The organism is Streptomyces sp. NBC_01549 (assembly GCF_026339955.1).
Lineage (GTDB): Bacteria > Actinomycetota > Actinomycetes > Streptomycetales > Streptomycetaceae > Streptomyces.
This window is the reverse complement of sequence record NZ_JAPEPW010000001.1, coordinates 2,358,724-2,380,000: the sequence shown is the minus strand read 5'-3', so window position 1 is coordinate 2,380,000 and position 21,277 is coordinate 2,358,724. Positions and strand designations below refer to the sequence as shown.

General features: G+C 68.1%; 17 protein-coding genes and 2 rRNA genes (1 of these 19 cut by a window edge). 16 read left to right on the top strand and 3 right to left on the bottom strand.

The features are described 5' to 3' along the window. From OG819_RS10400 to OG819_RS10350, 11 genes are all read left to right on the top strand, one after another. Positions 1 to 2,854 (top strand): 23S ribosomal RNA (locus OG819_RS10400); it begins 269 nt to the left of the window's first position. Positions 2,855 to 2,946: 92 nt separating this feature from the next. Beyond that, a 5S ribosomal RNA gene (gene rrf, locus OG819_RS10395) occupies positions 2,947 to 3,063 on the top strand. A gap of 74 nt (positions 3,064 to 3,137) precedes the next feature. Further along, the gene (locus OG819_RS10390) at positions 3,138 to 3,782 is read left to right on the top strand and encodes an HAD family hydrolase (RefSeq protein ID WP_266649045.1); all 645 of its coding nucleotides are present in this window, start codon (positions 3,138 to 3,140) and stop codon (positions 3,780 to 3,782) included. Between the two features lie 133 nt (positions 3,783 to 3,915). Further along, positions 3,916 to 4,638 (top strand): VC0807 family protein, encoded by a 723-nt coding sequence (locus tag OG819_RS10385; protein ID WP_266627279.1) that lies wholly within the window; start codon positions 3,916 to 3,918, stop codon positions 4,636 to 4,638. 60 nt (positions 4,639 to 4,698) lie between these two features. Further along, on the top strand, positions 4,699 to 5,949 hold the full coding sequence (locus OG819_RS10380) for an MFS transporter (RefSeq protein WP_266627281.1): 1,251 nt from the start codon (positions 4,699 to 4,701) through the stop codon (positions 5,947 to 5,949). Continuing rightward, on the top strand, positions 5,900 to 7,072 hold the full coding sequence (locus OG819_RS10375; RefSeq protein ID WP_266627283.1) for an acetoin utilization protein AcuC: 1,173 nt from the start codon (positions 5,900 to 5,902) through the stop codon (positions 7,070 to 7,072). The genes OG819_RS10380 and OG819_RS10375 overlap by 50 nt, the downstream gene beginning before the upstream one ends. Before the next feature lie 130 nt (positions 7,073 to 7,202). Continuing rightward, complete coding sequence (locus OG819_RS10370) at positions 7,203 to 8,018, top strand: phosphatase (RefSeq protein ID WP_266584607.1); 816 nt, start codon at positions 7,203 to 7,205, stop codon at positions 8,016 to 8,018. Between the two features lie 129 nt (positions 8,019 to 8,147). Continuing rightward, a complete protein-coding gene (locus OG819_RS10365) occupies positions 8,148 to 8,360 on the top strand; it encodes a helix-turn-helix domain-containing protein (RefSeq protein WP_004984898.1) in 213 nt (70 codons plus the stop codon). A gap of 165 nt (positions 8,361 to 8,525) precedes the next feature. Next, positions 8,526 to 8,624 carry an AURKAIP1/COX24 domain-containing protein gene (locus OG819_RS10360; protein WP_003948845.1) on the top strand — a complete coding sequence of 33 codons (99 nt, stop codon included), beginning with the start codon at positions 8,526 to 8,528 and terminating at the stop codon, positions 8,622 to 8,624. A gap of 467 nt (positions 8,625 to 9,091) precedes the next feature. Beyond that, a complete protein-coding gene (locus OG819_RS10355) occupies positions 9,092 to 10,153 on the top strand; it encodes an NAD-dependent epimerase/dehydratase family protein (RefSeq protein WP_266437727.1) in 1,062 nt (353 codons plus the stop codon). A 14-nt stretch (positions 10,154 to 10,167) separates the two neighbouring features. Then, on the top strand, positions 10,168 to 11,250 hold the full coding sequence (locus OG819_RS10350) for a lysophospholipid acyltransferase family protein (protein ID WP_266649042.1): 1,083 nt from the start codon (positions 10,168 to 10,170) through the stop codon (positions 11,248 to 11,250). 113 nt (positions 11,251 to 11,363) lie between these two features. Here OG819_RS10350 and OG819_RS10345 read toward each other — a convergent pair whose 3' ends face one another. The 3 genes from OG819_RS10345 to OG819_RS10335 all read right to left on the bottom strand — a co-directional run bounded on the left by OG819_RS10345 (position 11,364) and on the right by OG819_RS10335 (position 15,231). Further along, positions 11,364 to 12,590 carry a DUF5667 domain-containing protein gene (locus OG819_RS10345; RefSeq protein ID WP_266627289.1) on the bottom strand — a complete coding sequence of 409 codons (1,227 nt, stop codon included), beginning with the start codon at positions 12,588 to 12,590 and terminating at the stop codon, positions 11,364 to 11,366. 256 nt (positions 12,591 to 12,846) lie between these two features. Beyond that, positions 12,847 to 13,626, bottom strand: coding sequence for an ECF subfamily RNA polymerase sigma factor, BldN family (locus OG819_RS10340; RefSeq protein WP_054230018.1), 780 nt, complete (start codon positions 13,624 to 13,626; stop codon positions 12,847 to 12,849). A 654-nt stretch (positions 13,627 to 14,280) separates the two neighbouring features. Then, a complete protein-coding gene (locus OG819_RS10335; protein ID WP_266437718.1) occupies positions 14,281 to 15,231 on the bottom strand; it encodes an HAD family phosphatase in 951 nt (316 codons plus the stop codon). 128 nt (positions 15,232 to 15,359) lie between these two features. Between OG819_RS10335 and OG819_RS10330 the strand changes: the two genes are divergently transcribed. The 5 genes from OG819_RS10330 (at position 15,360) to OG819_RS10310 (ending at position 21,277) form a co-directional block, all read left to right on the top strand. Continuing rightward, positions 15,360 to 15,659, top strand: coding sequence for a glutaredoxin family protein (locus OG819_RS10330; protein ID WP_266437715.1), 300 nt, complete (start codon positions 15,360 to 15,362; stop codon positions 15,657 to 15,659). Positions 15,660 to 16,021: 362 nt separating this feature from the next. Beyond that, the gene (locus tag OG819_RS10325; protein WP_266584608.1) at positions 16,022 to 16,786 is read left to right on the top strand and encodes a redox-sensing transcriptional repressor Rex; all 765 of its coding nucleotides are present in this window, start codon (positions 16,022 to 16,024) and stop codon (positions 16,784 to 16,786) included. Then, the gene (locus tag OG819_RS10320) at positions 16,783 to 18,540 is read left to right on the top strand and encodes a glutamyl-tRNA reductase (RefSeq protein ID WP_266627292.1); all 1,758 of its coding nucleotides are present in this window, start codon (positions 16,783 to 16,785) and stop codon (positions 18,538 to 18,540) included. Before OG819_RS10325 ends, OG819_RS10320 begins: the two co-directional genes overlap by 4 nt. Beyond that, positions 18,537 to 19,559, top strand: coding sequence for a hydroxymethylbilane synthase (gene hemC, locus OG819_RS10315; protein ID WP_266437705.1), 1,023 nt, complete (start codon positions 18,537 to 18,539; stop codon positions 19,557 to 19,559). The genes OG819_RS10320 and hemC overlap by 4 nt, the downstream gene beginning before the upstream one ends. Beyond that, positions 19,556 to 21,277, top strand: a complete 1,722-nt coding sequence (locus tag OG819_RS10310) for a uroporphyrinogen-III synthase (RefSeq protein ID WP_266649040.1) — start codon at positions 19,556 to 19,558, stop codon at positions 21,275 to 21,277. The genes hemC and OG819_RS10310 overlap by 4 nt, the downstream gene beginning before the upstream one ends.

Below are 21,277 nucleotides of genomic sequence, written 5' to 3'. Positions count from 1 at the left end.
GCCAAACCATATGCGTGTGAGACCCGGCAGGGGTTGCGTATGTGGGGTTGTGGGATTTCTCTTTCACGGTCTGCCGGCCGTGAGACGAGTCAGAAACCGTTGATGTAGGCGAAGGACATGCGAAAGGTCCGGCGTAGAGGGTAAGACCCCCGTAGTCGAAACGTCAACGGCTCGTTTGAGAAACACCCAAGTAGCACGGGGCCCGAGAAATCCCGTGTGAATCTGGCGGGACCACCCGCTAAGCCTAAATATTCCCTGGTGACCGATAGCGGATAGTACCGTGAGGGAATGGTGAAAAGTACCGCGGGAGCGGAGTGAAATAGTACCTGAAACCGTGTGCCTACAAGCCGTGGGAGCGTCGCGCATTGAGTTTACTCAGTGCGTCGTGACTGCGTGCCTTTTGAAGAATGAGCCTGCGAGTTTGCGGTGTGTTGCGAGGTTAACCCGTGTGGGGAAGCCGTAGCGAAAGCGAGTCCGAATAGGGCGATTTAGTAGCGCGCTCAAGACCCGAAGCGGAGTGATCTAGCCATGGGCAGGTTGAAGCGGCTGTAAGAGGTCGTGGAGGACCGAACCCACCAGGGTTGAAAACCTGGGGGATGACCTGTGGTTAGGGGTGAAAGGCCAATCAAACTCCGTGATAGCTGGTTCTCCCCGAAATGCATTTAGGTGCAGCGTCGTGTGTTTCTTGCCGGAGGTAGAGCACTGGATAGGCGATGGGCCCTACCGGGTTACTGACCTTAGCCAAACTCCGAATGCCGGTAAGTGAGAGCGCGGCAGTGAGACTGTGGGGGATAAGCTCCATGGTCGAGAGGGAAACAGCCCAGAGCATCGACTAAGGCCCCTAAGCGTACGCTAAGTGGGAAAGGATGTGGAGTCGCAGAGACAACCAGGAGGTTGGCTTAGAAGCAGCCACCCTTGAAAGAGTGCGTAATAGCTCACTGGTCTAGTGATTCCGCGCCGACAATGTAGCGGGGCTCAAGCGTACCGCCGAAGTCGTGTCATTGCAGCAATACGCCCAACGGCGGCTGTGATGGGTAGGGGAGCGTCGTGTGCCGGGTGAAGCCGCGCCGGAAGGCAGTGGTGGACGGTTCACGAGTGAGAATGCAGGCATGAGTAGCGATACACACGTGAGAAACGTGTGCGCCGATTGACTAAGGGTTCCTGGGTCAAGCTGATCTGCCCAGGGTAAGTCGGGACCTAAGGCGAGGCCGACAGGCGTAGTCGATGGATAACCGGTTGATATTCCGGTACCCGCTGTGAAGCGTCAAACATCGAACCAGGCGATGCTAAGTCCGTGAAGCCGCCCCGGAGCCTTCGGGCAAAGGGGAGTGGTGGAGCCGACGGACCAGACCTGTAGTAGGTGAGTGATGGGGTGACGCAGGAAGGTAGTCCATCCCGGGCGGTGGTTGTCCCGGGGTAAGGGTGTAGGACGTCAGGTAGGTAAATCCGCCTGGCACATAGTCTGAGACCTGATGCCGAGCCGATTGTGGTGAAGTGGATGATCCTATGCTGTCGAGAAAAGCCTCTAGCGAGTTTCATGGCGGCCCGTACCCTAAACCGACTCAGGTGGTCAGGTAGAGAATACCGAGGCGTTCGGGTGAACTATGGTTAAGGAACTCGGCAAAATGCCCCCGTAACTTCGGGAGAAGGGGGGCCATCACCGGTGATGAGTCTTGCACTCTGAGCTGGGGGTGGCCGCAGAGACCAGCGAGAAGCGACTGTTTACTAAAAACACAGGTCCGTGCGAAGCCGTAAGGCGATGTATACGGACTGACGCCTGCCCGGTGCTGGAACGTTAAGGGGACCGGTTAGTCACTCTTCGGGGTGGCGAAGCTGAGAACTTAAGCGCCAGTAAACGGCGGTGGTAACTATAACCATCCTAAGGTAGCGAAATTCCTTGTCGGGTAAGTTCCGACCTGCACGAATGGCGTAACGACTTCTCGACTGTCTCAACCATAGGCCCGGTGAAATTGCACTACGAGTAAAGATGCTCGTTTCGCGCAGCAGGACGGAAAGACCCCGGGACCTTTACTACAGTTTGATATTGGTGTTCGGTTCGGCTTGTGTAGGATAGGTGGGAGACTGTGAAGTGCGGGCGCCAGCCCGTGTGGAGTCGTCGTTGAAATACCACTCTGGTCGTGCTGGATGTCTAACCTGGGTCCGTGATCCGGATCAGGGACAGTGTCTGATGGGTAGTTTAACTGGGGCGGTTGCCTCCTAAAGAGTAACGGAGGCGCCCAAAGGTTCCCTCAGCCTGGTTGGTAATCAGGTGTTGAGTGTAAGTGCACAAGGGAGCTTGACTGTGAGACCGACGGGTCGAGCAGGGACGAAAGTCGGGACTAGTGATCCGGCGGTGGCTTGTGGAAGCGCCGTCGCTCAACGGATAAAAGGTACCCCGGGGATAACAGGCTGATCTTCCCCAAGAGTCCATATCGACGGGATGGTTTGGCACCTCGATGTCGGCTCGTCGCATCCTGGGGCTGGAGTCGGTCCCAAGGGTTGGGCTGTTCGCCCATTAAAGCGGTACGCGAGCTGGGTTTAGAACGTCGTGAGACAGTTCGGTCCCTATCCGCTGTGCGCGTAGGAGTCTTGAGAAGGGCTGTCCCTAGTACGAGAGGACCGGGACGGACGAACCTCTGGTGTGCCAGTTGTCCTGCCAAGGGCATGGCTGGTTGGCTACGTTCGGGAGGGATAACCGCTGAAAGCATCTAAGCGGGAAGCCTGCTTCGAGATGAGGACTCCCACCCCCTTGAGGGGTTAAGGCTCCCAGTAGACGACTGGGTTGATAGGCCGGATCTGGAAGGCGGGTAACCGCTGGAGGTGACCGGTACTAATAGGCCGAGGGCTTGTCCTCAGTTGCTCGCGTCCACTGTGTTGGTTCTGAAACCACGAACAACCCCGTTGTCGGGCCACGGCAATGGTGCGGTAGTTACAGTTTCATAGTGTTTCGGTGGTCATAGCGTGAGGGAAACGCCCGGTTACATTCCGAACCCGGAAGCTAAGCCTCACAGCGCCGATGGTACTGCAGGGGGGACCCTGTGGGAGAGTAGGACGCCGCCGAACAAATTTTAAAGAGAACCCCCGTACCGGGAAATCGGTACGGGGGTTCTCTGCGTTTGGGGGTCTAGGGTTTTGTCATGCGCTATGACTTGGTGATCTTCGACAATGACGGCGTCCTCGTGGACAGTGAGCCGATCTCCAACACGATCCTCGCCGCCTATCTGACCGAACTCGGGCACCCGACCTCGTACGAGGAGTCCATCAGGGACTACATGGGGTCCGCCATGCACCGCATCCATGAGCTCGTCCAGGAGCGGAGCGGGCGGCGGCTGCCGGAAGAGTTCGACGACGTCTTTCACGGGCGCGTGTTCGCCGCCTTCGAGCGGGAGCTGCAACCCGTTCAGGGTGCTGTAGAGCTGCTGGAGAAGCTGGCCGCGGACGAGGTCCCGTACTGCGTGGCCTCCTCCGGGAGCCATGAGCGGATCCGGGTCGGGCATCACAAGACCGGGCTCGACCGGTGGTTCGACGAGGGGCGTGTCTTCAGTTCGCAGGATGTGGGGCGGGGCAAGCCGGCACCCGATCTGTTTCTCTACGCGGCCGAACGGATGGGCGTGGCGCCGGAGCGGTGTGTCGTCGTCGAGGACAGTCCGCTCGGGGTGCGGGCGGCGAACGCCGCCGGGATGGACGTGTACGGGTTCACCGCCATGACACCGGCCGCCAAGCTCACCGGTGCCACTCAACTCTTCTCCGAGCTGGGCGAGTTGGCTGACCTGCTCGTATGACGGCACCCATCGCACGGCACTGACATTTGTCACGCCGAGCTCCGGACGATCGTTTCTGTTGGCGAGTGGGGTCCGACCGCGAAGCTGAGTACATCGAACGGGACGTACACAGCGACGACGGAGGGACCCGATCATGAGCATCACGGCCATCGAGACCAGCACTGGAGCGACCACCGTCGAGGCATCGGCCGCCACGAGCGCCGACCTCGCCGCCCGGCCCAGCTTCCTGCCGCTGATCCTCGACGTGGCGGTGCCCGTCGGGTCGTACTACCTCCTCAAGAGCGGGTTCGGCATGAGCACCATGGCGGCCCTCGGCTGGAGCAGCGTGGTGCCCGCCGTGCGGACCGTGTGGAGCGCGGTGAAGGAGCGCAGGGCCAACGCCCTGGCCGGGCTGATCCTGTTCGTCAACGTCGTCGGGCTGGCCCTCAGCCTCGTCGCCGGTGACCCGCGGCTGATGCTGGCCAAGGACAGCGGGGTCAGCAGCGCGATCGGCATCGGCATCCTGGTGTCCGTGAAGCTCGGCCGGCCGATGATGACGGCGGGCATGAAGCCGTTCCTCATCAAGGGCGACGCGGACAAGAACGCCGCATGGGACCGGCTGGCGGCCGGCTCCCCGCGGTTCCGGAAGGCCGAGCGGACCTTCTCCCTGGTCTGGGGCGTGGTGCTGCTCGGGGAGTGCGTCGCGCGGGTCTTGGGGGCGTACACCCTGCCGGTCGACACGATGGTCTGGCTGGGCACGGTCGTGATGATCAGCTCGATCGCGGTGGCGATCCTGGTCGCTGGGCGGCTGGCGGTCGGTCCGATGGAGAAGATGCTGGAGAACGAGGTCGCCAGGACCTCTCAGCCGAAGAGTTGAGCAGAATTCATCTTCGGTTGGATCTACCCACCGGTAAGCCGGGGCCCTACGCTCGCCGCCATGACAGATGTGCTGCGGCGCGGTAGGGCCTCTTTGGCGTTCAGCTTCTTCGCTCAGGGCGCCACCTTCGCTCTGCTCGTGACGCGCATTCCGGCCATCCAGGACCGCTACGGCGTCTCCGACGGGCTGCTGCCCGCGTTCCTGGCCGCCGTGCCGATCCTCGCCGGGGTCGGGAGCGTGACGACCGAGCAGCTGGTGAAGCGAATACGGCCCAGCCGGCTGCTGCGCTGGTCCCAGCCCGTTGTGCTCCTGGCGCTCCTTGGGGTCGGGTCGGGGGACCGGCTGGTCGAACTGGCGGTCGCACTCGGCGCCTTCGGGCTCGCGGTCGGCGCGCTGGACGCCTCCATGAACATGCTCGGAGTGAGCCTCCAGCGGACGTACGGACGCAGCATCATGCTCGGTTTCCACGCCACGTACAGCCTGGGCGGGATCTTGGGCGCCTCGCTCGCGTGGGCGGGGGCGCACTGGCATCTCTCGCTCTTCGTGTCCTATCTGCCGGTGGTGCTGGTACTGCTGCCGGCGGCTTTCGTGGGGAGTCGGTGGTACGTCGACGGGGGCGCCGCTTCTGGTCCCGATACCGATGCCGCTGCCGACGTCGATGCCGGGGCCGGGAAGGCGCAGGGGGAGAGCGGAGCCCTGGTCTTCAGGCTGCTGTTGCCGCTGTGTCTGGTGATGACGTTCGCGTACATCGGGGACTCGACGGTCTCCAACTGGAGCGCGAAGTATCTGCAGGACGTGCTGGGCAGTTCGGAGCAGTTGGCGACCGTTCCGTACAACGTCTACATGGTCATGACGCTGGTGGGGCGGGCCGTCGGGGACTTCGGGGTGCGGCGGTTCGGGGCGGTGGCCGTCGTACGGCTGGGAGCGGTCGTGGCGGCGCTGGGATTCGCGGTGGTGGCGGGGGCGCCCGGGGCGTGGGTAGGGATGCTCGGGTTCACTCTGCTGGGGCTCGGACTGTGCGTGCTGGTGCCGCAGACGTTCGCGGCGGCCGGGCGGTTGTTCCCCGGGGCTTCGGATACGGCCATCGCGAGGCTGAACATCTTCAATTACGTGGGGTTCTTGATCGGTTCACCGTTGGTGGGGGCGTTGGGCGACGCCTGGAACTACCGGGGCGCCATGCTTGTGCCGATGGTGTTGGTCCTGGCGACCTTGGGGTACGCCCGCTCGTTCGCGCCCGAACCGGACCGATACGGTGACGGACATGAGCGGCCGCGCACAGCTGATGTGGGACGAGGCAGTAACGGGCTATGACTTCGGCCCGGACCATCCGATGGATCCGGTCCGGCTGGCGCTGACCCGGCGACTGGTCGATGCCTTCGGGCTCGATCGGGAGATGGACGTCGTCGCGGCGAAGCCGGCCGGGGAGTCGACGTTGCGGCTCGTGCATCGCGAGGACTACGTGGAGGCGGTCAAGGCCGCGTCGGTGGATCCGGGGGCCGCGGACGCCTCGTACGGGCTCGGGACCATGGACGATCCCGCCTTCGCGGGAATGCACGAGGTCTCCGCGCTGATCGCGGGGCAGTCGGTCGGGGCGGCGGAGGCGGTGTGGCGCGGGGACGCGCTGCACGCGGTGAACTTCGCGGGTGGGCTGCACCATGCGATGCCGGGCGGGGCGTCCGGGTTCTGTATCTACAACGACGCCTCGCTCGCGATCGCGCGGCTGCTGGAACTGGGGGCCGAACGGGTCGCGTACGTGGATGTCGACGTGCACCACGGGGACGGGGTGCAGGCGGCGTTCTGGGAGGACCCCCGGGTTCTGACGATCTCGCTGCACGAGCATCCTCGGACGCTGTTCCCGCAGACCGGGTGGCCGGAGGAGACGGGAGCCGCCTCGGCGGAGGGCGCCGCCGTCAATGTCGCGCTGCCGGCCGGGACGGGGGACGCGGGGTGGCTGCGGGCCTTCCACTCCGTGGTGCCCGAGCTCATCGCCGACTTTCAGCCGCAGGTGCTTGTCACCCAGCACGGTGCCGACACCCACTTCGAGGATCCGCTCGCTCATCTCGCCGTCTCGCTCGACGCGCAGCGGGCCGTGCAGGTCGCCTGTCACGACCTGGCGCACGAGTACGCCGACGGGCGGTGGGTCGCGTTGGGTGGCGGCGGGTACGCGGTCGTGGAGGTCGTACCGCGGTCGTGGACGCATCTGGTCGCCGTCGCGGCGGGGCGGCCCATCGACCCCGAGACGGTGATTCCCGAGAGCTGGCGGCAGGAAGTCTTCGCTCGTACGCGGCAGTTGGCGCCCATGCGGATGACGGACGGGCGGTGGCCCGTGTCCTGGAAGGGGTGGGAGTCCGGGTACGACCCGGCGGACCGCCTCGACCAGGCGATCGTCGCGACGCGCCGCGCGGCGTTCCCCCTGCGGGGCCTCCTCCCCTGACACCCACCCGTCCCCACCTGCGCCCCGGCTCCCGGCGGGGACAGCCGGGGCAGAGTGTGCATTACGCCAACTGTGGGGCGTTTTCGGGAAATTCGGGTGAAGAGGGCTCGGGTGCGTCAGCATCGCTGTCGTGTTGAGCACCGGAGCATTACGTGCGCACCTGCTGGCGGCCCGGTTGGCCGGGCCCGTTGCCACCTCGCGTGAGGAGAGTCTGCGGAGTTATCGGCTCTTCGTGGCCCGTGACCCCCGTGTGTTGATCGGGCTCGATCCCGAGTGGACATGGGGACCCCGGGACCTGATCGAGTTGATGGCGGACAAGTGTGGAGTTTCGGCCGACCCGACGCACACGAGCGGGCATGATGTGATCGACCCTGAGCGGACTTTGGCCGCGCTCGATTCCTTCGCGGCGCGGCTCGGAACGGCGGCCCGAAGGCGTGAGGCGGTGCTCCTCGGGACCGGTCATCCGCACCGTCTGCTCGGTTTCTACGCCGCCCTCGCGGACGCCCTGTCGGCGGCGGGATGTACCGTCCTCACCCCCGCGCAGGGTAGCTCTGTCGACATAACGACCCGGTTCGGTCTACGCACGTACAACCTTGACTACGTACAAGGTGTCGCGTTGGTACGCGAACCCGGCGCGCAAGCCCCCGGTGGTGCGACCGGCGCACACACCCACTCGCCGCTCCCGGTTCGGACCGTTCTGGCGGCCGCCGCGGAGGCCGGCGGACCGCTCCCGGAGCTCGTCATCGGGGACCACGGTTGGGTCTGCGGAGCAGGTCAGCTGGGGTTCGAGGCCATGGGGCTGGCCGATACGGACGATCCTGCGCTCTTCGTCGGAGAGGCAGAGGGGCGGGTGTCCGTCGTCGTTCCGCTTGATGACGCTGTGCGGTCTGATTACTACCGACCGCTTACTCGCTATGTACTCAATCGAGCGTGTCTGTCACAGTAGGCGGCCGATGGCATCCCCTCTTCCCCACTCGCATCACCCGCCCCTACATTGGGGAGTGAGCACGCAACGACGAAGAGTCACCGGAAGGGGAAGCCGGTGGCCGTCGAGTGCGGAAGGTTCAGGTGTGTCATGGCTGCAGCTGGCGAGAGGCCTCTGAACGAGGTTCAGTTCCTTACCGTGGCGGAAGTCGCCTCGGTGATGCGAGTGTCGAAGATGACCGTGTACCGCTTGGTGCACAGCGGTCATCTGCCGGCGATCCGGGTGGGGAGGTCCTTCCGGGTGCCGGAGCAAGCGGTTCACGAGTACCTCCGCGAGAGCTATGTGGGGGTGGAGACGGCCTGACGGTTGCTCCGAGGGGTTCCCGAGAGGCCCTTGTGGCCGCCTCGGGAATCCACTCGGATCCCCTCGATTACGACCTCGGCGCTCGGACGGGTAGGCTGGCCCCTCATAGGTCGTGTGGGCCCATGCAGCCCAGCACCGAGTAAAGAGAAGTGAGCGAGGGTAGTCGTGGGCTCTGTTATCAAGAAGCGGCGCAAGCGGATGGCCAAGAAGAAGCACCGCAAGCTGCTCAAGCGCACTCGCGTTCAGCGTCGCAACAAGAAGTAGGGCCGTGCCCCGCATCGCCGGGGCTCGTCTTTGCGCTTGTGCGAGCGCTGCGAACGGCGCGCTCTGTGGCCCCCCACCAGCCGGTGGGGGGCCACAGCCGTTTTCCGGCCCGGGCCCGACCGGGGCCCTGGGGCGGGGCCCGCTCTCCCGCCGCACCGGGTTCCTCCGGAACCGGGTTCCTTCGTACCGGCCTCCTCCGTCGCGGCGGCTTTCGCCCAGAGCGGGTACTTTCCGCGGGGAGCGGCGCGCGTCTCCTGCGCGAGGGCTCCCGAGGGCGATGCTGTGCGTACGCCCATGTGCCGTGTGGCTTGGTCTGATCGTATGTCTGTGGCTGTCGTCACTTCGTGCATCGGGCGGTCATCACAGCGCAACATCAACCCGCTAGGTTGGCGGCACACGGGGAACACGGCAGGGTACGAGCAGAGCTACGTCCGCTTACGCGCAGAACGGGAAGAGAGGCGCTGATCTTGGGGAAGGTCGTGCTCGTCACCGGAGTGGCTCGTCAACTGGGAGGCCGGTTCGTACGACGGATCCAGCGTGACCCCCAGGTTGACCGGGTGATCGCCGTGGACGCGGTGCTGCCCGAGCACCATCTGGGCGGGGCCGAGTTCGTCCAGGCCGACATCCGCCAGCCCACGATCGCCCGCGTGCTCGCCGAGCACTCCGTCGACACGGTCGTCCACATGGACGTGACGGGCATCGCGCTGGGCGGTGGCAGCCGGACGACGGTCAAGGAGACCAACGTCATCGGCACCATGCAGCTGCTGGGCGCCTGCCAGAAGTCCCCGTCGGTCAAGCGGCTGGTCGTGAAGTCCAGTACGAACGTCTACGGGTCCGCGCCGCGGGATCCGGCCGTGTTCACCGAGACCACCCCGCCCAAGTCGCTGCCCAGCGGCGGCTTCGCGAAGGACACGGTGGAGGTCGAGGGGTATGTGCGTGGCTTCGCGCGGCGGCGCCCCGACGTCGCCGTGTGTGTGCTGCGGTTCGCGAACATCCTCGGGCCGAGCGCCGACTCGCCGCTCGCCTCGTACTTCGCGCTGCCGGTGCTGCCGACCGTCTTCGGCTACGACCCGCGGCTGCAGTTCGTGCACGAGGACGACGTGATCGAGGTGCTGCGGATCGCCTCGGACGATCCGGAGCGCGGCACTCTCAACAGCGGAACCTTCAACATCGCCGGAGACGGCGTCCTGTTGCTCTCGCAGTGCGCCCGACGGCTGGGGCGTCCCACGGTGCCCCTGCTACTGCCGGCGCTCAGCTGGGCGGGCACGGCGGTGCGTACCCTGGGCGTGACGGACTTCTCCCCCGAGCAGCTGCGGCTGCTCACCCACGGCAGGGTCGTGTCGACGAACCAGATGCGCGAGACGCTGGGCTATAAACCGAGATACTCGACCGCGGAGACGTTCGCGGACTTCGCACGCAGCCGGGGGCCCGGACTCCTGCCCCCCGAGGCCCTCGCGGGGGCCGTCGACCGGATCGCCGCGCTGCGTCATGTGGGCGGCGGCCACCCCCCGACACTGAGCGCCAACTGAGGAGCGCATCGACGATGGCGGACGCCAAGGTCATTCCGTTCGACGACGACCGGTCGCGCGGGGGTGCTGTGCAGCGCCCGCCGCGGCGGCGGGCCGCGGGGAACCGGCGCAAGGGCGATCCCGTGGTGGTACGTGAGGTCCAGCCCCTGCCCGACCGGCCCTTCCCGCAGGATGATGTTCCTGTGACGCGTGAGGAACAGCCGCCTCAGCCGTCGACGCCGAAGAACGCGCCGTCGACGTCGCAGGCGCGGGAGGGCGGCGGGCTGGAACGGCGCGTCGCCGGTGGCCTCGCCTTTCTGCGCCGGCGTCTCACCGGGGACTACGAGATCGATGACTTCGGGTACGACCAGGAGCTCACCGAGCAGGTCCTGATGTCCCTGATCCGCCCGCTGTACGAGAAGTACTTCCGGGTCGAGGTGAAGGGCATCGAGAACATCCCGACCGACGGCGGCGCCCTGATCGTCGCCAACCACTCGGGCACCCTCCCGCTGGACGGCCTGATGATGCAGGTCGCCGTCCACGACAACCACCCCGAGAGCCGCCATCTGCGCCTCCTCGCGGCCGACCTGGTCTTCATGCTGCCGGTGGTCAACGAGCTGGCCCGCAAGGCCGGTCACACCCTCGCCTGCGCCGAGGACGCCGAACGGCTCCTGGAGCGCGGCGAACTGGTGGGCGTGATGCCGGAGGGCTTCAAGGGCATCGGGAAGCCGTTCAGCGAGCGCTACAAGCTGCAACGTTTCGGCAGGGGCGGTTTTGTGTCGACGGCCCTGCGGCAGGGCGTCCCGATCATTCCGTGCTCGATCGTCGGCGCGGAGGAGATCTACCCGATGATCGGCAACGCGAAGACGTTGGCGCGGCTGCTGGGCTTCCCGTACTTCCCGATCACGCCGACCTTCCCGTGGCTGGGTCCGCTGGGTGCCGTGCCGCTCCCCACGAAGTGGACGATCCAGTTCGGCGAGCCGATTCCCACGGACGGCTATCCGCCGGAGGCCGTCGAGGACCCGATGCTGATGTTCAACCTGACGGACCAGGTCAGGGAGCAGATCCAGCACACGCTGTACAAGTTGTTGGTGCAGCGCCGATCGGTCTTCTTCTGACGGCTGGTCTGCTTCCGGCAGGCGGGTTCGCCCGGCGGTCGGTTTCCTTCGGACAGATGTACGAGGCTGGGGGCGCCCTTTCTGAGAAGGGCGCCCCCAGCCTCGTAACGGAGTTACCCGTTGTCCTCGCTGTCGATGCCCAGGCCCGGCAGGAGACCGGGCAGCAGCGGGGGCAGGGTGACGTCCGGCGCGCCGCTTGTCGGGCTGGACTTGCCGGCCGACGGGGATGAGCTGGTGGTGTCCTTGGGCGGGTCCAGGAGGCCGCCCGTGGTGCCGCCGAGCAGGCCCTCGCCGGTGCTGCTCGAGCTGGACGGCTTCGGGTTGCCGGTGCTGCTGTGGCTGCCGGCGGTGGAGCCGCTGCTGGCGCTGGGCGCCGGACGGTCCGTGCCGGACGACGAGCCGGGGGCGTCCGAACTGGCACCCCGGTGACGGCCCGTGCCTTCCTTCGCCGGGGTTCCCGGGAGCAGTGGGTCGACCTCCTCGTCTATGGCGGCGAACACCGACGAGACCTGCTGACTGACGTCGCCGAGCTGGACGGGCAGCCGGTCACGCAGCGCGCCCCAGGCCTGGCGGTGCGACTGTGCGAAGGCGGACAGGGTCTGGAGGGGGCCCAGCGAGCCGTCCCGCTCATATGCCTCGTACAGCAGGCGGTGGCCCTCGGAGGCGTCGTGCTGCATGCCCGACAGCGCGCGGCGGATCTCGCCCAGTGACTCGTGGTCGAGGTGGCCGGAGCGGCCGCGCTCCATCAGCCGGCGTGCCTCGCTCAGGCGTGTGGACGCCTGGTCGAGGTAGAGCTCGCCGCGGTCGCTGTCGCCGTGGGCCAGGCCGAGCTTGATGTCCTCCATGCCTCGCTTGAGCCCGTAGAGCGAGTCACCGGGCAGGGCGTCGGAGCTGGCGGCGGCCACGCCGCCGAAGGCTCCCGCGGCCACGCCCACGGTGAGCCCGCCCGCGGCCAGGCCCTTGGACAAACGCGAACGCGGTCGCAGCTTCCCCAGTCCGGTCGCCCGGTGCGCGCCCCGTGCCCGGTGCGAGCGCTGCTCGGGCACGGAACGGTCCGGACCTTCGCCCCCCGCGGCGGTGCCTTCCAGCAGCATGGCCTCCATCGCGGCCACGAGCTGCGCTCGCTGCACGATTTTGACCTCGGGGTCCAGCTCCGGTTTGGGCAGCGCGCCGAGACCGGTGGCGAGGGCCAGCAGAAGGCCCTGCTCGGTCTGTTCCGACGCAGCCTGGGACGGTGCCGATCCATCGGGCTGCTCGGCCGCCGTGCCCTGGTCGGAATGCTCCTCCAGGGCCTGGGCGAAGGCGTTCGCCCGCCGGTGTGCCGATACGTTCGCGATCACTGGCGGCACCTCCTCTCGTCAAGACGGTCGACTCCCCAGGGGGTCCTGAGGGTTGCACGCCCCGAGCGCATCCACACGATCGAGTGATCGGCGGTGGCCGGGTCGTGACCACAGGGAGCCTGTATCCCGCACAACGAGCGTCGCGGCACTTGGGTTACGGACGATGGATGATCGGGCCGCGAAGTCAACGCACCTTTACGGAAGGTGAGTTGGGCGTCGCTGAGCGTGCGGGATCGCTATGGCGTTCGTACGGGTTTCAGCGGGCGTCGTCCGGGAGGAGTCGCGCCAGGGTGCGGACGGCTCGGTACTGGAGGGTCTTGATCGCTCCCTCGTTCTTGCCCATCACCCGGGCGGTCTCGGCGACCGAGAGCCCTTGCAGGAAGCGCAGGGTGACGCACTCCTGCTGCTGAGGATTGAGCCGTCGTACGGCGTCGAGCAGGGCCGCGTTCGACAGTGACTCCAGGACGGAGTCCTCGGGGCTGCGCTCGACCTCGTTCGCGTCGAGCATTTCGCCGGTGGTCACTTCGAGTCGGAATCGGCTCGATTTGAAGTGGTCCGCGACCAGGTTGCGGGCGATGGTGACCAGCCAGGCGCCGAAGTCTCGGCCCTGCCAGGTGAACGTTCCGATGCGGCGCAGGGCGCGCAGGAACGTCTCGCTGGTGAGGTCCTCGGCGGTCGCCTTGCCGCCGACGCGGTAGTAGATGTAGCGGTACACGGTGTCGCTGTACTGGTCGTAGAGGCGGCCGAAGGCGTCGGCCTCGCCGGCCTGGGCGCGCTCCACGAGGTCCATCATCCGGGCGCTGTCGCTGTCTGCGGCCGGGCGGCGTGCGGTGGGCGTGGCGGCCGAGCCCGAGCGGCCTCGTCTGCCGACCGCCGCGCTGCCCTCGGCCAGGGCGTAGCAAGGGCCGAGGGGCGCGGGGACGGCGGCGAGGGCGGGGACGGCGTACGCGGTGGGGACGAAGCCGCGCAAGCGGTCCAGGACCGTTGCGCGCAGCGTAGCCAGGCCCGAGGCGTCAACCCCGACGTGTGAGTACACGGGACTCCCAGAGGCAGAGCTTCCATCACGTGCAGTGCGGGACCGTTCACCCGTCGTAGCGACGGAGGGGTACCGGTTTGCGTCTGAGGAGAATAACGCTTCGTACAGGCAGCGCTACACCGAGTTGCTCAAATCGTCGATTACGTCGCTTCTGTAACCGATTGACGCCTATTCAAGTGCCAGACAGTGACCGTTTGTTGATCGGATGGGTTCGGGTTCCGTCTGGGTGCGGGGCGTGTTGTGGCCGTGTGGGGGTGAGGTGACTGGATGGGGGGTCAGGGGGGTAGGACAGGGGATTGGCCGACGTCCGGGGCGGTGCCCTGGGCCGTGTCCCTCGCCCCCGCCGCCCCTACCCGTCCCATTCCCAGGGGCTCCGCCCCTTCGACCCGGCCGGGGGCTGCCGCCCCCAGACCCCCGCATCGGCCTGAACGGCCTCGTCCTCAAACGCCGGACGGGCTGAAGGATGCGGGCCGGGGCCTTTAGGGGCGCGAGGAACTGCGCGCCAAGCCTCCACCGGCCGTCGGCCGAGCGAGTCGGGGTGGGTGGGGGATGCGGGGCGAAGCCCCCGCCCGCCGTCAGTCGGGCGGATCGGGGTGGGTGGGGATGGGGGGGGGGCGAAGCCCCGCTGGCCGGGGTGCGGCACCCGGGGGATGGTCAGCGGCGGCGGCGGTGGAGGGCGATGGCGGCGGCTGTGCCGCCGGCCACGGCGCCGACGCCGGCCGCGGCGGGGATGCCGACCTTCGCGGCCTTGCGGGCCGTGCGGTAGTCACGCAGACGCCACTCGAACGTACGGGCGTGCTTGCGGAGTTTCGCGTCCGGGTTGATCGCGTAGGGGTGGCCGACCAGGGACAGCATGGGGATGTCGTTGTGGGAGTCGCTGTAGGCGGCGCAGCGCGAGAGGTCGAGCCCCTCGGCGGCGGCCAGCGCGCGGACGGCTTCCGCCTTCGCCGGGCCGTGCAGCGGCTCGCCCACCAGCTTGCCCGTGTAGACGCCGTCCACCGACTCCGCGACCGTGCCCAGCGCCCCGGTCAGGCCCAGCCGGCGGGCGATCACCGTGGCGATCTCCACGGGGGCCGCCGTGACCAGCCAGACCTTCTGGCCCGCGTCCAGGTGGGCCTGGGCGAGGGCGCGGGTGCCGGGCCAGATGCGTTCGGCCATGTACTCGTCGTAGATCTCCTCGCCGATCGACATCAGCTCCGCGACACGGTGGCCTTTGACGATCGAGAGCGCCGAGTCACGGGCGTCCTGCATGTGTTCCGGGTCCTCGATACCGGCCAGCCTGAACCACGCCTGTTGCCAGGCGAATCGGGCGAGGTCGCGGGTCTCGAAGAACTTCCGTTTGTACAGGCCCCGGCCGAAGTGGAAGAGGGCGGCGCCTTGCATCACGGTGTTGTCGAGGTCGAAGAAGGCCGCGGCCTTCTCGTCGCCGAGGACCGGGAACTCTGGTTCCCGGTCGGGCGCGTCGGCGCCGGGCGCGGCGTCGTGGGCTAGTTCCTCCAGTTCCTGGGAGGACTTGCGCGCTGCCTCCGCCGAGGCCTCGCCTGCCAACACGCTCCGCGCGGTGGCGGAGCGCCTACGGGGAGTGAGCCATCCGAGAGCGGCCATGTCGTGAGCATAGCCAGTTTGTTCGGAGCTTCCGGAGTCGAGAGGATTCGATGCTGTGAACTCTCCGCGACCGAGCCGTTAAAGAAGTCGTCCGACCGGCACGTCGGCGTCGCGCGGGTGGCGGGAGAATGACCCGTATGAGTTCCATGTTCCGGCGCGGTGAGCGCCGTACGACGCAGAAGGCGCCCTCGGAGCGGCTGGTCACGCTCATCAGGAAGCCTGGTTGTCATCTGTGTGATGACGCACAAGAAGTGGTGGAGAAGGTGTGTGGGGATCTCGGGGTCCCCTGGGAGCACAAGGACATCACCGAGGATGAAGAGCTGCACCGTGCCTACTGGGAGCAGATCCCCGTGGTGCTGGTGGACGGGGCGCAGCACACCTTCTGGCGTGTGGACGAGGCGCGACTGCGCAAAGCCCTCGCTCCGTAGCGGCGCCGCCTGGCGCGGCGAGGCGCGGCGCTCCGCCCGGATTGTGCCGTTATCGGGTCCGGACTCCGTCCTGACCCGTGAGTCCAGCGGGTCCGGAAAGTCGCCTAGGATCGACGGCGATTGGTCTCGGGGGCGGGATTCGTTGAGGAGAGTGTGCGGTTTTGCCCCCTTCAGGTGCGGAACGAAGTCGTGCGCGCGCCGGTTCCACACAGGCGCGCCGAGAGCGCGTGACCCCCGTCACGTTGCCCGGGCAAATCGGACACCATCTTTGTGCACGCGTTCACAAAGACATAGCCTGCATTCGACGGGGCGGTCTAGGTACGTGTGACCGCCTGCAGCCCCGCGCTACCCGCAGGAGCACCGTGGCAACTGGCCGAACTCACCGACCGGCGACCCGCAGCCGAGGGATTCCCGAGGCCACCGTCGCCCGGCTTCCGCTGTACCTCCGAGCCCTCACCGCACTGTCGGAGCGCTCGGTACCCACCGTCTCCTCCGAGGAGCTCGCGGCTGCGGCGGGGGTCAACTCCGCGAAGCTGCGCAAGGACTTCTCCTACCTCGGTTCCTACGGGACGCGTGGTGTGGGATACGACGTCGAGTATCTCGTGTACCAGATCTCCCGTGAGCTGGGCCTGACCCAGGACTGGCCGGTAGTGATCGTCGGTATCGGTAACCTCGGCGCCGCACTGGCCAACTACGGCGGGTTCGCCTCCCGTGGTTTCCGGGTCGCCGCGCTGATCGACGCCGATCCCGAGATGGCCGGAAAGCAGGTCGCCGGGATCGCCGTGCAGCACAGCGACGGCCTCGAGAAGATCATCGACGAGAACGGCGTCTCCATCGGCGTCATCACCACCCCGCCGGGCGTGGCCCAGCAGGTCTGCGACCGCCTGGTCGCGGCCGGAGTCACCTCCATCCTCAACTTCGCGCCGACCGTCCTGTCCGTCCCGGACGGCGTCGACGTACGCAAGGTCGATCTCTCCATCGAGCTGCAGATCCTCGCCTTCCACGAGCAGCGCAAGGCCGGCGAGGAGGCCGAGGCCCAGGCCGGTGCCGCCGCCGTGGCCCAGGCCGCCCAGGAGAACAACGGCAAAGGGCCTGACGGGGACGTCCCCGCCGTGATGCCGGCATGAGTCTCCTCGTCGTCGGGCTGAGCCACCGCAGCGCCCCGGTCAGCGTCCTGGAGCGGGCCACGCTGAACGCGGACGCCCAGGTCAAGCTGCTGCAGGACACGGTCGCCGCCGAGCCGGCCGCCGAGGCCACGCTGCTCGCCACATGCAACCGCATCGAGCTGTACGCCGACGTGGACAAGTTCCACGCGGGCGTCGCCGAGCTGTCCACGCTGCTCGCCCAGCACAGCGGGGTCGGCCTCGACGAGCTCACCCCCCACCTCTACGTGCACTACGAGGACCGGGCCGTCCACCACCTCTTCTCGGTGGCCTGCGGCCTCGACTCGATGGTCGTGGGCGAGGGCCAGATCCTCGGCCAGATCAAGGACACGCTCGCCACCGCGCAGGAGCAGCACACCGCGGGCCGGCTGCTGAACGACCTGTTCCAGCAGTCGCTGCGGGTCGGCAAGCGTGCGCACTACGAGACCGGCATCGACCGGGCCGGGCAGTCCCTCGTCACCTTCGGCCTCCAGCAGTTGTCGGGCGGCACCGCCGTCGACGTGTGGGCCAAGGGCAAGAAGGCCCTCGTCATCGGCGCGGGCTCGATGTCGTCGCTGGCCGCGGCGACACTCGCGCGCGCCGGAGTGTCCGAGATCGTCATCGCCAACCGCACGCCGGACCGTGCGGAGCGGCTCGCCCAGATCCTCAACGAGAACGAGGGCGGCGGCACGGACGTGCTGGCCCGCGCGGTACCGATGGATTCGGTGCCGGTCGAGCTGACACGTGCCGACATCGCCATCTCGTGCACCGGCGCCACCGGGCTCGTCCTGACGGCCGAGTCGGTCGCGGCGGCCGTGGAAGGACGTACGGGAGAGCCCGTGGTCACGGCGAAGCCCGCCGCGCGGGGTGCCGACTTCGGCCGTACGGCGTCGTCCGCGGCCGTGGGCGACCCGGCGCAGCTCGCTCCCACGAGCGTCGGCACCGACGACGACTGCCCGCTCGACCTGTCCGCCGTGCAGGGCACGGCCGGCTTCTCCGTGCTCGGCGAGGCCGCCGTGGCCGGGATGGGCGCCGCCGAGCTGGAGCAGCACGCGGCCTGGGTGGACAAGGGCGATGTCGCGGCCCGCGCCCCGCGCGGGGCTGCCGTACTCGACCCGGAGGCCGACGCCGACGCCATCGCCGCACTCGTCCTGGCCGTCGCCACCGTCGGCCGGGTGCCCGAGCGCCGCAGGCCCGAACCGGTCGCCGAGGCCCCCCGGCCCGCGCCCGTGCTCTCTCTGCTGGACCTCGCCATGCCCCGTGACATCGACGCGGCCGTGCACCGGCTGCTCGGCGTGCGGCTCGTCGACATCGAGTCGCTGGCCGAGGCGTCCGCGGACGCGCCGATGGCGGCGGACGTGGACCAGGTGCGAAGGATCGTTTCCGACGAGGTGGCCGCGTTCAGCGCCGCCCAGCGGGCGGCCCACATCACCCCCACCGTCGTGGCGCTGCGCACCATGGCCGCCGACCTCGTCGCGAGCGAGATCGCGCGGCTGGACGGGCGGCTGCCGGACCTCGACGACAAGCAGCGGGGCGAGATCACACAGACCGTGCGGCGCGTCGTCGACAAGCTGCTGCACGCGCCGACCGTACGGGTCAAGCAACTGGCCGCCGAACCCGGTGGCGCCGGGTACGCGGACGCGCTGCGAACCCTGTTCGACCTGGACCCCGAGACGGTCGCCTCCATCTCGCGGGCCGAGAACAACAACGAGAACGCCAAGAACCGAGGGCGAGCATGAGTGAGCCACGTGAGCCACGTGCGCCGCAGGGGCAGGCTGGAGCGCCCCAGGGGCGACCAGATGAGAAGGCCGCACTGAGGCTGGGGACCAGGCGCAGCAAGCTCGCCATGGCCCAGTCCGGGCTGGTGGCGAAGGCCGTGAGCCAGGTGACCGGCAGGCCCGTCGAGCTCGTGGAGATCACGACGTACGGCGACACCTCCCGTGAGCACCTTGCCCAGATCGGCGGCACGGGCGTCTTCGTCACCGCGCTGCGCGAGGCGCTGCTGCTCGGCGAGATCGACTTCGCCGTGCACTCGCTCAAGGACCTGCCGACCGGGCAGCCCGACGAGCTCGTGCTGGCCGCCGTGCCGCTGCGCGAGGACCCGCGTGACGTCCTCGTCGCCCGCGACGGGCTGCGCTTCGAGGAGCTTCCGGACGGCGCGCGCGTCGGCACCGGTTCGCCGCGCCGGATGGCCCAGCTGAACGCGTACGCCCGCGACCACGGGATGACGATCGAGACGGTCCCGATCCGTGGGAACGTCGATACGCGGATCGGATACGTGCGCAGCGGGGAGCTCGACGCCGTCGTGCTCGCCGCCGCCGGCCTCGGCCGCCTGGGGCGGATAGAGGACGTGACGGACTTCCTGTCCGTCGACACCGTTTTGCCCGCCCCCGGCCAGGGGGCCCTGGCGATCGAGTGTGCCGCGGACAACGCGGATCTCGTCGCCGTGCTCGGCGAACTCGACGACCCGTTCACCCGGGCCGCCGTGACCGCCGAGCGGTCCCTGCTCGCCGCCCTGGAGGCCGGCTGCAGCGCACCCGTGGGTGCTCTCGCCGACCTTTTGGCCGACGGGCAGATTGTCAAGGAGATGCGCCTGCGCGGCGTCGTCGGCACGACCGACGGCACGACGCTGGTGCAGCTGTCCACCACCGGTCCCGTGCCCGAGACACATGACCAAGCAATGGCGCTCGGCCGTGAACTCGCCGCCGAGATGCTTGCCAAGGGCGCGGCCGGTCTGATGGGGGAGCGAGCACATTGAGCCCCACCACCCTTCCCGCCGGTCCCGAACACGGGCACGTCACCTTCCTCGGTGCCGGACCCGGAGATCCGGGACTACTGACACTGCGCGCCGTCGAGGCGCTGGCGAACGCGGACGTTCTCGTCGCCGAGTACGAGGTACTCGACATGGTCCGCGTCCACGCCAGACAAGGCGTCGCCGTAATGAGTACGGATACGGACGGGGGGACGCCTTTGGGCACGTCTTCCAGTACGTATCCGAGCACAGGCACGCCTCAACTAGCGGTTGTTGACGCCGTGTCAACGACCGCTGGTGACCCCGCGTTGAGGGGCGCTGCCAATCTTGTCATGGAGGCCGCGCGGGGCGGCAAGCGGGTCGTGCGTGCGGTCTCCGGTGACCCCGGGCTCGACACGTACGCCGCCGAGGAGATGCTGGCCTGCGCCGCCGCCGGCGTGCCGTTCGAAGTCGTGCCGGGCGTCGCCGCGGCCGTGGGCGTGCCCGCGTACGCCGGTGTGCCGCTGCGTGACGCGCAGGGCGCCGACGTGCGGATCGTCGACGCGCGCACGGCCTCCGACCGGTGCTGGACCGAGGTCGGCGCGTCGGACGGGACGGTGGTCGTCTCGTCGACGCTGGACTCCGTGGCCGCCGCCGCGGGTGAGCTGGTCGCGGCCGGCCGCAAGCCGGACACGCCGATGACGGTGACGATCGCCGGTACGACGACGCGTCAGCGGACCTGGTCGGCCACGCTCGGGACGATCGCCCAGACCCTGAAGCAGGCGAAGGTGCTGCCGTCCCCGGACGGTGGGCGCCCGGTGATAGCCGTGGTCGGTGAGCGTTCCGCCGCGGCTCAGCGTGAGCAGCTCTCGTGGTTCGAGTCCAAGCCGCTGTTCGGCTGGAAGGTGCTCGTGCCGCGGACGAAGGAGCAGGCGGTCTCGCTCTCCGACCAACTGCGTTCCTACGGCGCTGTGCCGCACGAGGTGCCGACGATCGCCGTCGAGCCGCCGCGGACGCCGCAGCAGATGGAGCGCGCGGTCAAGGGCCTGGTGACGGGCCGCTACGAGTGGATCGCCTTCACGTCCGTGAACGCGGTCAAGGCCGTGCGGGAGAAGTTCGAGGAGTACGGGCTCGACGCCCGGGCCTTCGCGGGGATCAAGGTCGCCGCGGTGGGGGAGCAGACGGCGAAGGCGCTGGTCGCCTTCGGCGTGAAGCCGGACCTGATGCCGAGCGGTGAGCAGTCGGCCGTGGGGCTTCTGGAGGACTGGCCGCCGTACGACCCGGTGTTCGACCCGATCGACCGGGTGTTCCTGCCGCGTGCCGACATCGCCACCGAGACGCTGGTCGCGGGGCTCATCGAGCTGGGCTGGGAGGTCGACGACGTCACGGCCTACCGGACCGTGCGCGCCTCGCCGCCGCCGGCGGAGACGCGGGAGGCGATCAAGGGAGGCGGCTTCGACGCCGTACTCTTCACGTCGTCCTCGACGGTACGGAATCTCGTGGGCATCGCGGGCAAGCCGCACAACGTGACGGTGATCGCCTGTATCGGTCCGGCCACCGCCAAGACGGCGGAGGAGCACGGGCTGCGGGTCGACGTGATGGCTCCGGAGCCGTCCGTGCACAAGCTGGCCGAGGCGTTGGCGGACTTCGGTCTCCGGCGGAGGGCCGCCGCCGCGGAGGCGGGGGATCCGGTTACTCGGCCGAGTGAGCGTCGGCCGGGGGGGCGGAGGCGTCGTACGACGTAA